The organism is Streptomyces sp. NPDC055239 (genome assembly GCF_053606205.1).
The window spans coordinates 18,859-33,987 of record NZ_JBSGRD010000023.1 but is presented as its reverse complement, the minus strand read 5'-3'; the positions used below and the strand labels follow the sequence as shown (position 1 = coordinate 33,987).

Genomic DNA, 15,129 nt, shown 5'->3' with positions numbered 1-15,129 from the left:
GAACATCTCCAGCGCGCATGATGCGGCCCTACTCCTGCGCATCGAGGGCGCTGGCGACGTCGGCGGCTAGCATGTAGCCGGGGCTGTCGTCGAGGAGCTCCTTACGTCGGTTGTAGCGCTGCGTGGTGCGAGAGTCCTTGTGATCGGCCCAGCGCTGCACCTTGTTCGGGCGGGCGTCGGGCTTGGCCAGGGCGTACGTGATGGCGTCGACCTTGGTGCCGTGCGGCCCGCGCAGCGGCAGTCCCGCGCGCTTGGCCAGGGACTGCAGCAGCCGCCACACCGCCGGTTCGTCGAGCTGGCCGCCGCTCGCGGTCTGGAACAGCCACCCTGTGGTGCGGCCGTCGAGGTAGTCCTGCAGCGCGCCCCAGGCCACCGGGGGATGGGCTTTCTGCCCTTGCCGCCGCTGCCGCGCGATGCTCTAGCCGAGCCACCCTCATCTGGTGCCGTTCGCGGCGTACTTGGTGCTGGCGGTCACCTCCTAGCGGCACCGGGTCCCGCCCCGGGGTACCTGCCGCCCAGCCCCGGGACCAGCACCGCCGCCACCACCACGTGCATCAGAGCGAGGGAGATCCGGGTGCCGCCGTCCATGCCGTCGCCGATGAACGGCAGGAAGGAAACGGCCAGTACGGCGCCGGCCACTCCGGTCCAGATGGCACGGGCGCGCCGCACCCCGAACCGCTCCAGGGCGGCCAGCAGTCCCCAGCCGGAGAGTGACGCGAGCAGTGCGACGACCGCCACGGGCGCGGCGCCGATGTCGAGCGTCTGCTTGCTGTCGGCGATGCGCAGCCGGTGCCCCAGCAGTGGTTCCGCGACCAGCCACACCAGGACGGGGGCCAGGACGGCCAGGGCCGTAACCCTCAGGCGCCCTCTCCGCACGCTCACTTGGTGCCCCCCGAGCGCGCCCCGTGCAGGAAGACCTCCACCAACTCCTGCGGGGTCAGGTCGGGCTCGTCCTCCGTACGCGGCTGGGTGAAGAGCAGCCCGAAGAAGAGGGCCGCGATCTGCTCCGGTGGCCGGCGCAGGGCGGCCCTGTCGGGCTCCAGCAGCTCTGCGAGGGCCGCGTGGATACGGGTCGTCGACTCGTCGCGGCCAGCGCCGCGCACCGTGCCGGGGTGCTTGCCGCCGCGATGCCCCAGCGAGCCGGCGATCGCGCCCATCCTGGACATGTGCGCCTGCAGCGCCTCGGCCGCCTCCGCGAGCCGGTCGGGCAGCGGCTGGGACACGTCGATCGCGTCGAGCTCGCGGACCGCGTGCTCGGGGGAGAGCGCCTCGGCCATGCAGGCCTGCAGCAGTTCGTCCTTGTCGGCGAAGACCCGGAAGATTGTTCCCTCGCCGATGCCCGCGGCGCGGGCGATCTTCGCGGTCGTTACCGCGGCGCCGTACTCGGCGATCAGCGGGATCGCGGTCTGGATGATCATCGCGCGCCGCTGCTCCGGCGACATGACGGGAGCGCGGCGGCGGGTGGTCTGGTTCTCCTTAGGCGCAGTCATGACCGCGAGAGTACGGAGTGAGGACTCACTCCGTCAATGAGTGAGTCCTCACTCCGCTAACACTTCCCACACTCGATTGCTTGTCGTTGGCAGCCACCAAGATTCACAACTACGGCTCGACTACTAAGTGCTGCCACCAACTCTGCTACGGCTGCGTCCAAGAATGCGGAACCTACGGGAGACCAGCGCCGCGCTATCGGTTAATGGACGCCCGCTCCCGACGGGCAGTCAGCTGCCATGCTGAGCAACTGAACTCCCACCCCTACCCCTTGGAGAGCAGCGTGTACCTGAGCGCCACCGGCGACCCCGTCATCGTGCAGGCAGACACCGAAGTCGACGTCGGCATCCACCTGGGGTCGGGCACTCTCACCCTGACGCAGAACGGCGCAGACTTCGCGGCGTACCACGCCCTGGTGCGGTTTGCCTCTGTCGACGGGGACCCGTGGATAGCGCAGGAGGTCAAGTTCTCAGCAGCACCTCACGCGCATCGCCGCGCTGCCCCCCGACGCCCTGTCTACGATGGACGGCCACCCTGTCCTCGTCCTTGATCGCGCCCCTATCCGCCTCCCCGCCCCGCTCGCGGTCCTTCTCACGGAACTGGTCCGTCGGCCGGTGGCGGGTTGGGCCGCAAATGTCCCCCGCCGGTGGCTCTTCCCTGGGCCCCGGCCCGGCGGGCACATCTCCGCGGTCGTCCTCGCGCGCCGCCTCGCGGCTCGCCAGATCCCGATCCGCCAGACCCGCACGACCGCACTGATCGAACTCGCGCAGGACCTGCCGCCCGTGGTCCTAGCACCCATGCTCGGCCTGCATGTCATCACCGCCCAGCAATGGCGCCACCGCGCCGCCAACGACTGGACCGCCTATCTCGAAGCCCGGCTGGCAGATCCGCAGGCTGGCAAGATGAGCATCCATGGATGATCAAGAAGCTATTGAAGCTCACGCTCTCCGTGTGGTCACCGAGCTCTATCCCCATGCCCTGGGCGCAATACTCGGAGGCTCCGCCGCTCAGGGGCGCGCCACTGCGACCAGTGATCTGGATGTGGCCGTGCTCCTTCCCGACTCGGACGTCAGCCGGCGGGAGGTGATTCGCCACCAGGGCCGCATCGTCGAGCTGTTCCTCAACACCCTGGCGGACATACCGGAGTTCTTCGCCTGGGACCGAGCCCGGCGTCGCGGGACCGTCCTGTTCGTCTACCACCAGGGTCTTCCTCTGGCAGATCCGCACGGACATGTAGCCCGTGCGCGCCGTCTGGCCGGGGACGTACTCGCCTCAGGACCTCCGCCCCTCAGCACAGCCGAGTGGGAACACGGCCGCTATGTTCTGACCTGCTTCTTGGACGACTTGACCGACACCCCACCGGACAGGCGGTACGAACAGCTCTCCCTGGCCGACCAAGTGATGCGCCAAGCAGCAGACTTGGTCACCGCCCACCACGGCGCCTGGACGGGAATCGGCAAATGGCTTCCCCGTCGGTTGCTCAGTGCAGACCCGGCTCTGGGTAAATCGCTGTTGGACGGGCACCAGGCCGTAGCCGAGCACGCCGATACCCGGCCGTTGGCCACTGCGGTGGAACAGGTGCTCGACCTGCTCGGCGGCCGACTGCTGGAGGGCTTCTCCCGCCGCTGGTAGAGGGCGTTGAACGGCTGCTGCGAAGGGGCCACAAATGGGGCAGGGCTGCTCTCTATGATCGCGGGATGTCTACGTCCTTCCTTGCCGACGGCCCTCGCGTGGCGATACGCCGTATCTGTGACCAGGACTATGAGGAGACCACCGCTCTGACCCGGGCCAGCGCCAAGTTGCACTACCCCTGGGTGCCAAGCCGCGCGGGCACGCGCGAGGGGTTCGCGTCCTACCTCGCGCGAATCGAGCAACCCACCCACGATGGATTCGTCGTCTGTCTGCGGAAAACCGGGGAGATCGTCGGCGGGGTGAACATCAACAACATCGTCCGGGGGTCTCTGCAGAGTGGGACTTTGGGCTACGTCGCCTACGCCTCTACCACGGGCCGCGGCTACATGACTGAAGGCCTTGATCTCGTCATACGGTTCGCCTTCGCCGACCTGGGGCTGCACCGGCTGGAAGCCAACATCCAGTCGCTTAGCAACGATTCGTCTGGTGAGACGGCCGGCTCAGAGCCCGCCCCCTCCTGGGTCGTTCGGGGGGCGCCACGGTGGAGGCCATGGGACGTCGTGGGTGATCCGCGTCCCCCGGACGCCGAGATCACGGCGCACGGCAATCAGAAAGTCCTCGCGCGCCTTTCGGAACTCGAGGTACGCCTCAGGCCATGTGGTGATGCCGGTGGTCGGTATGCCGCGGGCCAGCCATTCGATATGCCAGAGCGCGTGGTTCAGTTTGACGGCGGCGGTATTGCTGTCTACATCGCCGAGGATCCAGAGGGCTTCTGCTAGGGCCGATCGGCGGGCCTCTGCTGCTGCGAGTTCCTTGAGCACCTCATCGGTCGGCTCCAGCGGTGTCGACCCGGTAATGAGGCCCCGAGCGATGGCCAGCCCTGTGTACCGGCTGCTGAGTTCCTTGACGGAGTGGGCGTAGTCCGCATAGGCGTTGAGACGCCGCTCGTCCCATCGGACGGATTGCTGACGCCGCCACCGAGCGCGCTCGTTCACGGCGGAGACAGCCAGGGACACCACCGCGCCGATGGCGACACCGACAAGAGGCAGTGCCTGACTGGCAAAACTCATGCTTCTCCCCTGTGAGCGGAACGACCTGCTTCCCGAGTTCATATCCCCCGGTCAGGGCAGCCACACGTGGGGCAGAGGTCATAGATACTCCCGCCCCTGCCGTACTGCGCTCAAGATGAAACCGAGGGGATCGGCGTGGCCAACCGACGCACTCAATGGCCAACTGAAGTGCTCAGTCACAGGCAGTTGTGACTGAGCGCGCTACCTGGCCCCTGAGCGAACGAGTTGGCCCCGAGCGTGAAAGTTGGCCCCCGAGGTAGCGTCTGGATCACGGGAGTGAGGGCGGGGCGCTGCACCAGGCGGCGGGCACGCCACGCTGTGGGAGGGGCAGGACTGTGAGCTGGTACGTCTTGGTGGAACAGGTCCGGGGCGGGGAGTCGAAGCTGTCGCGCAAGATCTCGGTCGAAGGTGGAAGGGAAGCGGCCGTTACCCGTGCTGAGGAGGTCGCCCGGTCCAGCACCCCCGGCATATATCCGACCGGCACCCCGTTCGGTCGAATGGTGTTCCAGACTTCACCGACGAGCTGGTTTGTCGAGCTGACCGAGTCGTACTGGTTCAAGGGTCGCGAGGGACCGACGACGGTTGTCGAGCACTTGACCATCCGGGCGGCCGAGCTCGTCCATGTCCAGGAGCTGATCCCTGCCGACCCTCCCAAGAAGAGCCGCTTCGGCCGGTGAGCGCGCGCCGCCGCTCCGCTGACCCGCCTGCCCCATTCACAACGCGGATACAGGCCCGTTCATCAGAACTGAGCGCTGCAGTTGTCCTTCGGGGCCAACTGCAGCGCTCAGTCACAGCAGTCCGGCCCCCGCCCCACGTTCGCCGCCGCGGGGCTGACCTGTCGCGGCGAAGGTTGGGCATTCTCAGCGAAGCTTGAGCGCCGCGTCTGTTCACGGGGTTGCTCGAACCGCGCTCGCCACTGCGGGAGGCAGCTTCGTTTCCATGTCGAGCACCGCCTCGCCCACCTGATCTGGAGTGAGACCGACAGCTGTCGACAGGTCCGTGTTGAACAGGCAGGTTCCCTCAAAGTGCGTCTCCTTGAGGCTGGCGCCGCGTAGGTCGGCCTCTCGCAGATAGGCCCCTTCAAGGTGGGCTCGGTCGAGCCACGCGCCACTGAGTTGGGTCTTCCCCAGCCATGCCTTCTCCAGGTGTGCGCCGGTTAGGTTGGCTCCCTCCAGACGCGCACCGGCGAGGCGTACGCGCTCCAGCCGGACGTTCTGAAGGTCTGCTCCCCGCAGGTCCGTACGCCGTAGGTCTATGCGGAACGGCTCTTCCAGAGGCGGCCGTCTTCCCAGGACTGTCAGGGTGGCCTGGACGGACTCTTCGAGCGGCGCAGTGGGGGCCAACTCCGTGTCAGGCGCCACCGACACCTGGTCCCGGTCGAACGCTGCGAGGACCTCGACCACTGTGAGGTGGTCCTTGGCTGAGTCCCGCATGATCCTTTCCAGAGCGTAGATACCGCCCAGGCGCTCGACCGTACGCTCCGACGCGAGCAGCTTGATGGCTTCCACATAGCGGTCGGTCACCTGGCCGTCCCGAGCAATCTCGGCCTGCTCATGGTCCCGGTCGCGGGTATGTCGCAGCGTGCGGTCGGTGTAGTAGAGGCCGGCCCCGGCGACCGCACCGGCGCCGAGGGCGACCAGCGTCGTGCGGAACCCCGTGATCACCACACCATCGGCCGGCTGGAGGTCCCGTCGGCGCAGCCGGTCGCCGTCCAGCCACCACGGCCCCTGCCACAACAGCAGGGCGAAGCCGACAAAGGCGGCGGCCAGCAGCGCAAGCACCAGTGCACGCGTCCAGCTCCGTTTCACATGCAGGAGCATGTCCTCGCAGGAGTGGCCGCATGCGTGACGGCCCCGACCTCGCGGGCGAGATGTGCACTAGGCGGGCCCTGATTCCCTACTGTCCCCCCCTCGGCAGCCAGAAATAGACGATCACTCAACCTTCGGCGGGACCCCCCAGCAGTCACCAGCCTTCGGTGACAACACCCAACCTTCGCTGCGAGAGATCAGGGACATTCGTGTCCTGTGTCATCGAACTCCGAGTGCGTGCCACCGAAGCTTGAGCGGTAGTTGTGAGTGGCACCGCCCTTCGCTCAGGACCGCATGCGATAGGTCACGTGTGTGACCGAGTTCGCTGCTCGCGACTCCACCTGTTCAAGATTCAGTGACGGCACGCCGGCGAACAGTCGCGTACCGGCGCCGAGCGTGAACGGCACAATGTGTAGCCGCAGCTCGTCGATCAAGCCTGCGGCGAGGTACTGGTTGATGGTGGTCGCGCCCCCGTGGATCGACACGTTGCGGCCCCCTGCCGCCTCACGAGCCTGCCGCAGCGCGGATTCAATGCCGTCGGTGACGAAGTGGAAGGTGGTGCCACCGTCCATCGGTTGTGGGTCGCGCGGGTGGTGGGTGAGCACGAAGACCGGCGCGCGATATGGCGGATTGTCGCCCCACCACCCCTTCCACTGTCGATCCCATGCGCCGCGTACGGGGCCGAACATGTTGCGTCCCATGATGAAGGCGCCGACCACCGTCAGCCGGTCGAGCTCAGCCTGCCGCTGCTCCGGGGTTTCGAACATCCAGGCGTGCAGTCTGTCGCCCCAGCCATCGCCAGCGTCGTCGCCGAACGGGTGCTGCTCGGTCTGGTTGAGCCCGGCCGAGTACCCGTCGACGGAGATCGAGAGGTCGCAGGTCACCTTGCCCAATTGTTCGGTCACTGAGCCGTCCTCCTGGTGGCGACCGTCCGTCGCCTTCGCGGTGAGCCGTCTGATCCGTTTGTTGCTGGGGTAGACCGTTCCGGGCTCGCAAACTCATCGCCCGGCCGTACCGCCTTTCCCAGCGCCACGCGCCCCAGCCCGGGGGAGAGCCCGCTCGACTTCCTGCCCTACGCCGCGTCCGGCAAGCCGCAACCCGGCGCATTCCGCCTCGGACCCACGCCCGGCCTGGCGAAGCTGGAGGGCGTCTAGTCGATGCTGTGGGCGGTCGACCTCATGGAAAAGGGCCTCAACCCGGCCCGCCACATCAAGGGCGGCGACGCCGTCCTGGACGAAGGGGAGTAGGACCGTGGTGGGGGGGGGGGAGAGAGATCGACGACGCCATCGAGCGGGCCGACCGGGAGTCCTTCACCCGCCAGCCACCGAAGACCCTCAAGGGCCAGATTGGCTACCTGCTCAAGCAGATGGGCAGCGCCAAGGCCGTCGCCACGAGCTCGGCGTCACCGCCGACTCCGTCAACCGCTACCGGCGCGGCGCCCATAAGCACGCCCGTGCCGACGTCGCCTCGAAGACCGACGACGCGGTACGGGCCCGCTGGCAACCCCAGGTCCGTAAGCGCCGCCAGAAGCAGGCCGCTGCCTCCGGCGGAATAACGGTGGAGACCCGCGCCCGGTTCGGCTACACCGCGCCCATCGGCACCACCGACGACGGACGGTTCCGGCGGCTCACCGTGCACCTCCCCGCGGCCTACGCGCAGCGGCTGTTCGACGCCCGACGACGGTGCCAGCGACCAGCAGATGCGCGGAATCATCGTCGAAGGGTTTAAGGAAGTGTATTTCCAGGACGGCGGCGGTCGCGCTACGGGACTGTCGGACATTGATTACCTGGATCTCGACTACTGATTTCGGAGCCTCTTGTGGTGAGCATCAATTACTGAGCCAGGCACGATAGATGTCCCAAGGCAGGCTTGCTGTCACCGTGGCCCGGTCTGCGGGCGTCGGGCTTGGCCTGCTGAACACCGCTGCCGGCGGGGCCGATTGAGGCGGCCGGGGATTGTCAGTGGCTGGTGGCAGGATCACCGCCATGGATTCTGTACGTACTACTCCGCCGCGGCCGGTAGATGTGACCGCGGTCTTTCCTGAGCTGGCTTCGTCGGCGCGTCCTGCGATTCGGCTGCATCCGCGCCCGGGGTCGCCTTCGGTCAGGGAGAGTTCGGTCGGGGGGCCGTTGCTGTGGCCGGTGGAGGAGCCCTGGCCGCACTGCGAAAGCTCGCACCTGCACGTCGACAGTGGGTTCCGGCAGTCACCGGCCCTGGTGCGGCTCGAGAGACGCATGCAGGCCCGGTGGCAACCCGACTCCGGGCGTTTCGAGCCGACGCCCGAGGAGGAGGCTCTCAAGGAGCAAAGTGCCGCGATACTCGCGGAGCGACTCGACGCCGGTCCTCCGTGGCCGGCGGAGTGCCCGGTCCCCATGCTGCCCGTGGCCCAGCTGTACCTGCGCGACATACCCCTGTTGCGGCCGCCCGGCGACGCGGATCTGCTCCAGATCCTCTGGTGCCCCTACGACCACGATCCGGATCACAAGCCGTCTACCGCGCTGTTCTGGCGGTCCGCCGCCACGGTCGTCGACATTCTCGCCACACCGCCGGAACCGTACGAGGTGAACTGGAAGGGCTATCTGCCGGAACCGTGCGTGCTGGCACCAGAACCGATCACCGAGTACCCCGACAGCCTCGATCTGAGCCCGGAGCTGCGCCTGTCGGTGCAGGACTGGAGCAGATGGCAGGCAGCCGACGTCGGCGTGGACAGCTCGTACGCGGACTATCCGGAAGACTTCTACAGGGACTATCTCGGTGACGCTCCGGGCTGGAAGGTCGGGGGCTGGCCGCCCTGGGGCCGCACCGACCCGTACCGCCGCGACTGCACGGTCTGCGACGCTCAGATGATGCCGCTGCTGACCATCGCCTCCTTCGAATGGGACGGCGATGAGGGACGCAGCTGGGCGCCGTACGAAGACCAAACCGCCGCCTACGCCAGGCATTACGCCGGCCAAGACCCCTCACAGCCGACGAAGGTCGAAGTAGGCAGCACCGACAACATGCAGCTCTACGTCTGCCCGACCTCTCCCGAGCATCCGCACACCGACCTCATCCAATGAGGCATCAGGCCTGTCACACCCTCTCTGCAGCCGGTGACACAAATGTTGCCGCGTGAGGTGTGACAGGCCGCTTGCGTCGCTTCTGCCGACCAGACAGCTTCTGCCGATCCCACTCACGGCGATCCGGCGCGCGTACCGTGAGGTGACGACCCGCCGGGAGGACCAGATGAGGGCGCAGCCCGACCACGCCCCCGTCACGCCGTACGCCCCCGCCCCAGGGGCGTCGGCCGAACTCCTCGCCCAACTGCGCGCCGACACCTGGGTGCCGCCCTTCGAGCGCGAGTACGCGGCCGCCCTCGAGGAATCCCTGCCCACGTTCTCTCTGGCCGGGCTCTACGAGGTCGTCCAGGACTGACAGGGCCGTATCGCGCACGCCCCGGCCATCGACGCGTTCGTCGCCTCCGGCTACGAAGTCACTTTCGAGATCGACAAGGCAGATCCCCAGAACCCCACCGAGGAAAGGTTCACCGGCGAGCGCTTCGAACAGGCCCTGAACGTCACCCTCAACTCAGTGGTGTTCCGCTCCGCCGACCAGGACCTGACCACTTCCGGTACCTACATCGAGATGGCGTCTCGTGTGACCGAGCCCGTCCTTCTGGGCCTGGCGCTCCTGGCCGTCCGCAACCGTGTCAAACGCTGACTCGACGAAACAGAAGAACCCCTACCCGCGTACTCGGGCACTGGCGAGTCTCGCCGCGGGCGCCGCCCGCGCAACCTAGGCCAACGCACCCATGGGCGGCGGGGACCCGCTGTGGGACGACCTGATCCGCAGCGCCCTGTATCTGCCTGATCAGGCCACCTCAGCCCGCGGGGACACGTCGTGCGGGCGAGCAGGCTCGGCCGTGGTCTGCTGAACAGCGCCTACTCGCCGGAACTCCTACGCTGCGAGCCGGAACTCCGGATTGCGCTGCGGGCCAGATCGCTGGCGAACAACGTCGCCTTGGCCACGCCACGTGCCCATCGAGGAGCGTCGCCCCGGGCCGCCCAGAAGACGCAGGCGCAGCCGCCGATGAAGAGCGGAACGACGACCGAGAATATGAGCGCGAGCATGCTCCCCCTAAGTTCGTGTGATGGTCTGCGTCATCCTCTCAGGCCGCCGCGACCTCCAATAGGCCCCTTGCCGTTGCGGCCGATGCGGGCGCGGTGCGTCTCGCTCGGCGCGGTAAATGGTCCTCCCGCGTCCTCGATGCGGGCGAGGACCTCGGCGGAGCCGCGGAGGGGGAGAACACCGAGGTAGCCGCAGCCACCTCGAACCGGCCCGCGGTGTTCGGGTCGGCGCACGATCTGTACGACTGATCACTGGGAGGGGCACTGAGTGATGAGTACACGGAAGTTCGTGTTAGCGGGGATGCTGGCAGTTTTTGCCGTGGCCGGGGCGGGGGTGGCCCCGGCTGTGGCTGCTGGGGGCTTCTTCCGCATCCCGGGCCTGACGGTTTGGTGTGGGTGGAGGAGAGAACGGGCGATGGCGGGGTTGCGTCCGGCGGGGCCTGGGAGGGGCTGCCGACGGTGCTCACGGTGGCTTGTGAAGGCGGCGGCAGCGTGGCGGTGACGATGGAGTCGCAGCAGGTGCAGGTGGCCGGGTTCGAGGTGGACTGCCCAGTCGGTACCGCGGGCGTGGGGTCGGTGACCCTGGGATGCAGGCGTGGTGAGCCCTGGGTCCTTCACGGTGGGGGTCGATGCCTCGCAGGAGGGTGTTCGCTGGGCCCTGACGGTAACTCAGCCGGAGTAGGAGCCCCCGCCCGTAGCCTGATGCTGCGCTTTCGGTGGCTGGAGCGCAGCGCAGGCCACGGGTCCGGCCGGAGGCCGGCCACGCCTCGCAACGCGAGGCTTCTGCAGTGCAGTTGGCGCCCGTGCGGAGCTGGGGGCTTGACGCACCTCAATGCCCTGAGGCTCACCTCTACGGAGGCCTTGACGAGTGAGGCCTCCACGGCGGCTAGCCGCGCGCCAGCGCCTCCGGATCTCCTTGCAGCGCAGGGGCCGCGCAGGGTCTGGAGGAATGGCTTGTGCTGGGCCGGATGTCGACCATGCTCCCCTCATGACGACCAGAAAGGGCCATGCCCTCTAGGCGCCCCGATACGCTCTCCACGGCTCGCGCGCCGTCGACCGCCGCTTACCGCAGTGCCGGGTCTGGAAGGTGGGCGCGGTCGCGGGTCGGAGCTGTGCAGAGCTGAGCGAGCTCTTCGAGCGGCGCCGGCCCCCGGGTGCGGGCCGGGGCCGACGCGCTCGCCGTCTACGTCTGAGCCCGCCTGCCCCCGGAAGTCGTCACCGAAGCCGATCAGCAGACGCTGGCCGCCACTCCGGAGGTGGAGCTGGAGGCCGTACGGCCGGCACGGCTCCACCGACCGCGTCCAGGCCGCGGGCAAGGGCGCCGGGGCTGCCGAGACTCTCATCGGCTACGCCCGGGCCCTGGTGTCCGCCCTCGCCCAACGCATCGCAGCGGCATCCGTACTGACAGTCCTGCACCTGCTGCTTCTGCCGCTGCGCGGGCACGACCGGGGAGAGTCGGATGCGCAAGGTACGGCGCGTGCCCCGCACCGGCGAAAGGTGGCCATGCGATCCGGCAGGATGGCCGCATGTCCCGCACCCCGATACGCCCCGCTCAGCCCTTCGACGAGAAGTGGATCGCCCAGGCCCTCAACGGTTTCATCGAAGGTTCCGGACACTGGGGGCCCGGCACGCTCGCCGTGTTCACCGAGGTCGGCGACTACTTGACCGGAAGCGGTGAGGAGGCGCCCGCACGGTACCTGGGCTGGAATTGGTATCGGTTCATCGGCCGGTGCGGTGCCGTGGCCCTGCGGGCGAGCTCCTTTCACGTGCAAGACCATCTGCGCGCGGTCCAGCTGGCGATGCTGGATGTGTGGGCAGAAACTCCCTTTGCCGACCCGGAGGCTCGCACCCGGATGCGTACGGGCGTCCTCGAACTCGCCGACAAGGACAAGCGGGCCGTGCGGACCCACGACGGTGCGATGGTCGCCCTGCACGGGCTCGGCGCCGGCCAAGACGGGCAGCGATTCGTCGATGTGCGCACCAGCACCGCGCAGCCGCCGGCACTCGGTCGGATCACGGCCACCGAGCCGGTGCCCGCCGCCGGTTGGGACACACCTGAGCGGTTGCGGCGCCTCGTACACCTCGTACGGCAGCAGGGCCCCGCGCCCTGGGACCGCGCGGCGGCCGCGCTGCTCGCCGAGCGGACCGGGCTGAGCCGGGCCGGTGCCGCGCTCCTGCTCGCCGGAATGCCTGATGTGAAGTACGGGTATCAGGGCCTTGATGCCGAGGCGCGCAAGGTGATGGGGCTCAAGCAGTCCGATGCCGAGGCCGGCGAGAGGGAGTTGGGGACCCTGCGGGTGGCCGAGCGCCTCGACCTATTGGCCGACGTGCTGCCCGCGGACCCTGGGCAGCTGTGGCTGGAGGGCGGGCAGCTGGCCCTCGCCGAGCGGATCGCCGAGGCCTGGCGCAGGCAACAGGGCGTACGCCCCGCCGTGCCGGAGTCGACGCTCGCCGTCGCCGCCGAGCACAGCGACATACGGATGGCCCCGGCAGCCGTGTGCGCCGTGTTCGCCGATCCCGCGCGTGAGCCGCGGCTGACCCGCGACCCGGACACCCGGCTGCGGGTGAACGGCATCAGCGGCGGCGGCTGGGAGGGCGAGGAGGGTTTCCGTTTCAGAGAGCTGCTCGCCGTGGCCTGCGACGCCGTCGATTGGGTGTACGCCGAGCTTCCCGAAGGAGATCCCGTACGCCGCGGTGTCCCCGAGACCCTACGGCTGCTGCGGGAACGCCTGGCCCACCCGGGGTTGCTGCTCTCCGCCCGCGGCCGCAGCCTGCGCAGCCGCACCGTGGCGGACCTGCTGCCGGGCTTCCCCGGCGCCCTGCCCTACTTGGACGCCGCCGAGCCGCTTGCCCATCCCACGCTCGACGACGGCCTGGTCGTCGTGTCCGAGGCCGGGTTCGACCGGCGCGGTGAGCGCGAGGCGCCCGGCGTGTACTTCCGGCCCGGCCGCTACGGGTCCGACGAGCGCTCGCGGCGCCTGGAGACCGTGGTCGACACGGAGGACTCGCATCTGGCGCTGGTCCGCCGGCTGCGCGGTCCCGAGTTCGAGCGGATCGTGCAGCGCATCACCGAGGGGGCGCTGCCGCCGGGCGGCTACGAGAGCGATCCGCGGCTGTCCGCACCCAAGGTGGTCGAGGAGGCGGCCGCCACCACCGGCCTGGATACGGACGCCGCCACGTTGTATCTGCAGCTGCTGGCCTTGCCCGTGCCCACCGACCGCCGTATCCGCCGCTTCAACCGGTGGACTGCCGCCCACCACAAGGCCGTTGCGGCCGCACTCCTCGAGGCCGGCCTGGTGGTTGCCGACCGCAGACCCCGGGCCGGGCGGGGGGTCTTCCTGCCCGGCGGCTGGGCGGGCGGGGACAAGTTCTACCCTCCGATGGAGACCTTCAAGGCCGAGCTGCTCGGGGTCCGGGTGATCGCGCGCAAGGTACGTTCCCACCCCGTCGCCGGTCCCCTGCCCGAACTCTTCGCCCGGGCCTGGCGGATGCGTCCCAGCTGAGCGTGGCGGCATGTTCCGCAAGGTGCGCCAGAACATCGTTGCGTGGTCCGCGGCGAACTGCTGGAGTGCGTCGCGTCTCCCGGAGTGTTGTCCGGCAGTGCGGAGCGGACATTGCGCGAAGCCCGTTGCAGTACCAGACGCTCCTCGCTCTGACGGTTACCCGCCGCCGATCGCGGAGTTCGCCCGGCGGTGGCCGAGATCGCCGTCTCGGCCTGTGCCCAACTCGTCGCCCTTGCCCCGCGCGAGCTCCAGGTACTGCGGCTGATCGCCGAAGGCTTTCCAGCCCGAAAATCGCCGGGCCGGCCGCATGTCACCGAGGAGACGGTGAAGACCCATGCCAGCCGGGTGCTCACCACACTGGGCCTGCGTGACCGCACGCAGGCGGTGGTCGTCGCGTACGAGTCGGGGCTCGTCGTGCCGGGCGCTACGGGGGACATAACCTCTCTGCGTCTCCGGCCGCCCTCGCCGTCAATTCGAGAGCTGACGCAAAGTAAGGCCCCAACTGCAGAGCGGATTTGATGCTGCGGAGATCGAGTGTGTTACCCATACGCAATCCCGAGGGCAGGACAAGAGCTCTGGGCGGTGGCAGGATGCACCGCAGCTTGCGCAGCACACAGCGCTGTTGATCTCGCTCGCGCCCCGGTTCGAGCCTGCCCTGGAGGTACTGTGCCCGCTCGTCCCCCGAAGCCCGTTCGTTCTCCGGTGGCTGCCATAGCCCTGACCGCAGTCGCCGTCCTGCTGATGACGAGCTGCACCAGCACCAAGTCCGACAGCGACGGCGACAAGAACGCCTCGGGGATCAAGCTCGTCTCGTCCGGCAAGATCAAGACCTGCACACATCTGCCCTATCCGCCGTTCCAGTCGAAGAAGGACGGCAAGATCGTCGGCTTCGACGTGGAACTGGTCGACCTGGTCGCCAAGGAACTGGGGGTCGAGCAGGAGATCGTCAACACGCCTTTCGAGGGCATCGAAACCGGCCAGGACTTCAACATCCGCAAGTGCGACCTGGCCGCAGCAGGCATGACGATCACCGACGAGCGCGACAAGGTCATGGACTTCTCGGACCCCTACTTCAACGCCACCCAGGCGCTGATCACCAAGAAGGGCCAGCCCTACAAGACCTTCGAGGATCTCAAGGGCAAGAAGCTCGGCTACCAGAAGGCCACCACCGGCGGCATCTACGCCAAGAAGGAGAGCAAGGGCCTCGACGTCGAACTCGTGGAGTACGAGGACGTCGGCTTGCTGCTCACGGCGGTCAAGGCAGGCAAAGTCGACGCGGGCATCAACGACAACGGCGTGCTCTTCGAATACATCAAGGACAACCCGGACACCGAGGTGACCGCGGAGTTCGACACCGGTGAGAAGTACGGAATCGGCTTCCGCACGGGCAACGACTCACTGCGCACGAAGGTCAACGAGGTCCTCAAAAAGGCCCGGACCGACGGCAGCTACGACAAGATCTACAAGAAGTGGTTCGGCACCACTCCGCAGAGCTGACCTCGAGGATTCAAACGGCTGACCA

At 68.2% G+C, this 15,129-nt stretch carries 16 protein-coding genes and 3 pseudogenes; 13 read left to right on the top strand and 6 right to left on the bottom strand.

The features are described from left to right. Positions 1–28: 28 nt before the first annotated feature. From ACWFRJ_RS42535 to ACWFRJ_RS42525, 3 genes are all read right to left on the bottom strand, one after another. Entirely contained in the window at positions 29–373 is a 345-nt protein-coding gene (locus ACWFRJ_RS42535; protein WP_453544082.1) for a tyrosine-type recombinase/integrase, read from the bottom strand. 98 nt (positions 374–471) lie between these two features. Then, positions 472–882 carry a DUF6069 family protein gene (locus ACWFRJ_RS42530; protein ID WP_453544080.1) on the bottom strand — a complete coding sequence of 137 codons (411 nt, stop codon included), beginning with the start codon at positions 880–882 and terminating at the stop codon, positions 472–474. Then, complete coding sequence (locus ACWFRJ_RS42525) at positions 879–1,490, bottom strand: TetR/AcrR family transcriptional regulator (RefSeq protein ID WP_453544078.1); 612 nt, start codon at positions 1,488–1,490, stop codon at positions 879–881. Before ACWFRJ_RS42525 ends, ACWFRJ_RS42530 begins: the two co-directional genes overlap by 4 nt. 519 nt (positions 1,491–2,009) lie before the next feature. Here ACWFRJ_RS42525 and ACWFRJ_RS42520 point away from each other — a divergent pair. The 4 genes from ACWFRJ_RS42520 (at position 2,010) to ACWFRJ_RS42505 (ending at position 4,867) form a co-directional block, all read left to right on the top strand. Beyond that, positions 2,010–2,408 carry a hypothetical protein gene (locus ACWFRJ_RS42520; RefSeq protein WP_453544076.1) on the top strand — a complete coding sequence of 133 codons (399 nt, stop codon included), beginning with the start codon at positions 2,010–2,012 and terminating at the stop codon, positions 2,406–2,408. A 31-nt stretch (positions 2,409–2,439) separates the two neighbouring features. Then, positions 2,440–3,120, top strand: a complete 681-nt coding sequence (locus tag ACWFRJ_RS42515; RefSeq protein WP_453544074.1) for a nucleotidyltransferase domain-containing protein — start codon at positions 2,440–2,442, stop codon at positions 3,118–3,120. Positions 3,121–3,185: 65 nt separating this feature from the next. Next, the gene (locus ACWFRJ_RS42510) at positions 3,186–3,899 is read left to right on the top strand and encodes a GNAT family N-acetyltransferase (protein WP_453544072.1); all 714 of its coding nucleotides are present in this window, start codon (positions 3,186–3,188) and stop codon (positions 3,897–3,899) included. A gap of 626 nt (positions 3,900–4,525) precedes the next feature. Beyond that, positions 4,526–4,867, top strand: a complete 342-nt coding sequence (locus ACWFRJ_RS42505) for a hypothetical protein (RefSeq protein WP_453544070.1) — start codon at positions 4,526–4,528, stop codon at positions 4,865–4,867. Positions 4,868–5,077: 210 nt separating this feature from the next. Here the strand turns inward: ACWFRJ_RS42505 and ACWFRJ_RS42500 are convergent, their stop codons facing one another. Together ACWFRJ_RS42500 and ACWFRJ_RS42495 are read right to left on the bottom strand one after the other, a co-directional pair. Next, positions 5,078–6,010: a pentapeptide repeat-containing protein gene (locus ACWFRJ_RS42500; protein WP_453544068.1), complete on the bottom strand. Its 933-nt coding sequence runs from the start codon at positions 6,008–6,010 to the stop codon at positions 5,078–5,080. Positions 6,011–6,282: 272 nt separating this feature from the next. Continuing rightward, on the bottom strand, positions 6,283–6,903 hold the full coding sequence (locus ACWFRJ_RS42495; protein WP_453544066.1) for a dihydrofolate reductase family protein: 621 nt from the start codon (positions 6,901–6,903) through the stop codon (positions 6,283–6,285). Between the two features lie 132 nt (positions 6,904–7,035). Between ACWFRJ_RS42495 and ACWFRJ_RS42490 the strand changes: the two are divergent. The 5 genes and pseudogenes from ACWFRJ_RS42490 to ACWFRJ_RS42470 all read left to right on the top strand — a co-directional run. Continuing rightward, positions 7,036–7,245, top strand: a pseudogene (locus ACWFRJ_RS42490) (hypothetical protein); the annotation flags it as partial. A gap of 26 nt (positions 7,246–7,271) precedes the next feature. Then, a pseudogene (gene tpg, locus ACWFRJ_RS42485) lies at positions 7,272–7,802 on the top strand (telomere-protecting terminal protein Tpg). A 181-nt stretch (positions 7,803–7,983) separates the two neighbouring features. Beyond that, positions 7,984–9,057 (top strand): hypothetical protein, encoded by a 1,074-nt coding sequence (locus ACWFRJ_RS42480; protein ID WP_453544064.1) that lies wholly within the window; start codon positions 7,984–7,986, stop codon positions 9,055–9,057. A gap of 166 nt (positions 9,058–9,223) precedes the next feature. Next, the gene (locus tag ACWFRJ_RS42475) at positions 9,224–9,412 is read left to right on the top strand and encodes a hypothetical protein (protein WP_453544062.1); all 189 of its coding nucleotides are present in this window, start codon (positions 9,224–9,226) and stop codon (positions 9,410–9,412) included. 42 nt (positions 9,413–9,454) lie between these two features. Then, positions 9,455–9,697, top strand: a pseudogene (locus tag ACWFRJ_RS42470) (hypothetical protein); the annotation flags it as partial. Between the two features lie 221 nt (positions 9,698–9,918). On the opposite strand, the gene ACWFRJ_RS42465 reads toward ACWFRJ_RS42470, so the two are convergent. Beyond that, a complete protein-coding gene (locus tag ACWFRJ_RS42465) occupies positions 9,919–10,107 on the bottom strand; it encodes a hypothetical protein (RefSeq protein ID WP_453544060.1) in 189 nt (62 codons plus the stop codon). A gap of 93 nt (positions 10,108–10,200) precedes the next feature. Here ACWFRJ_RS42465 and ACWFRJ_RS42460 point away from each other — a divergent pair, with 93 nt between their 5' ends. The 4 genes from ACWFRJ_RS42460 (at position 10,201) to ACWFRJ_RS42445 (ending at position 15,104) form a co-directional block, all read left to right on the top strand. Beyond that, positions 10,201–10,353, top strand: coding sequence for a hypothetical protein (locus ACWFRJ_RS42460; protein ID WP_453544058.1), 153 nt, complete (start codon positions 10,201–10,203; stop codon positions 10,351–10,353). A 1,277-nt stretch (positions 10,354–11,630) separates the two neighbouring features. Then, entirely contained in the window at positions 11,631–13,607 is a 1,977-nt protein-coding gene (locus ACWFRJ_RS42455) for a hypothetical protein (RefSeq protein ID WP_453544056.1), read from the top strand. 189 nt (positions 13,608–13,796) lie between these two features. Further along, positions 13,797–14,126, top strand: coding sequence for a response regulator transcription factor (locus tag ACWFRJ_RS42450; RefSeq protein WP_453544054.1), 330 nt, complete (start codon positions 13,797–13,799; stop codon positions 14,124–14,126). Between the two features lie 222 nt (positions 14,127–14,348). Next, complete coding sequence (locus tag ACWFRJ_RS42445; protein ID WP_453544163.1) at positions 14,349–15,104, top strand: ABC transporter substrate-binding protein; 756 nt, start codon at positions 14,349–14,351, stop codon at positions 15,102–15,104. Positions 15,105–15,129: the final 25 nt, after the last annotated feature.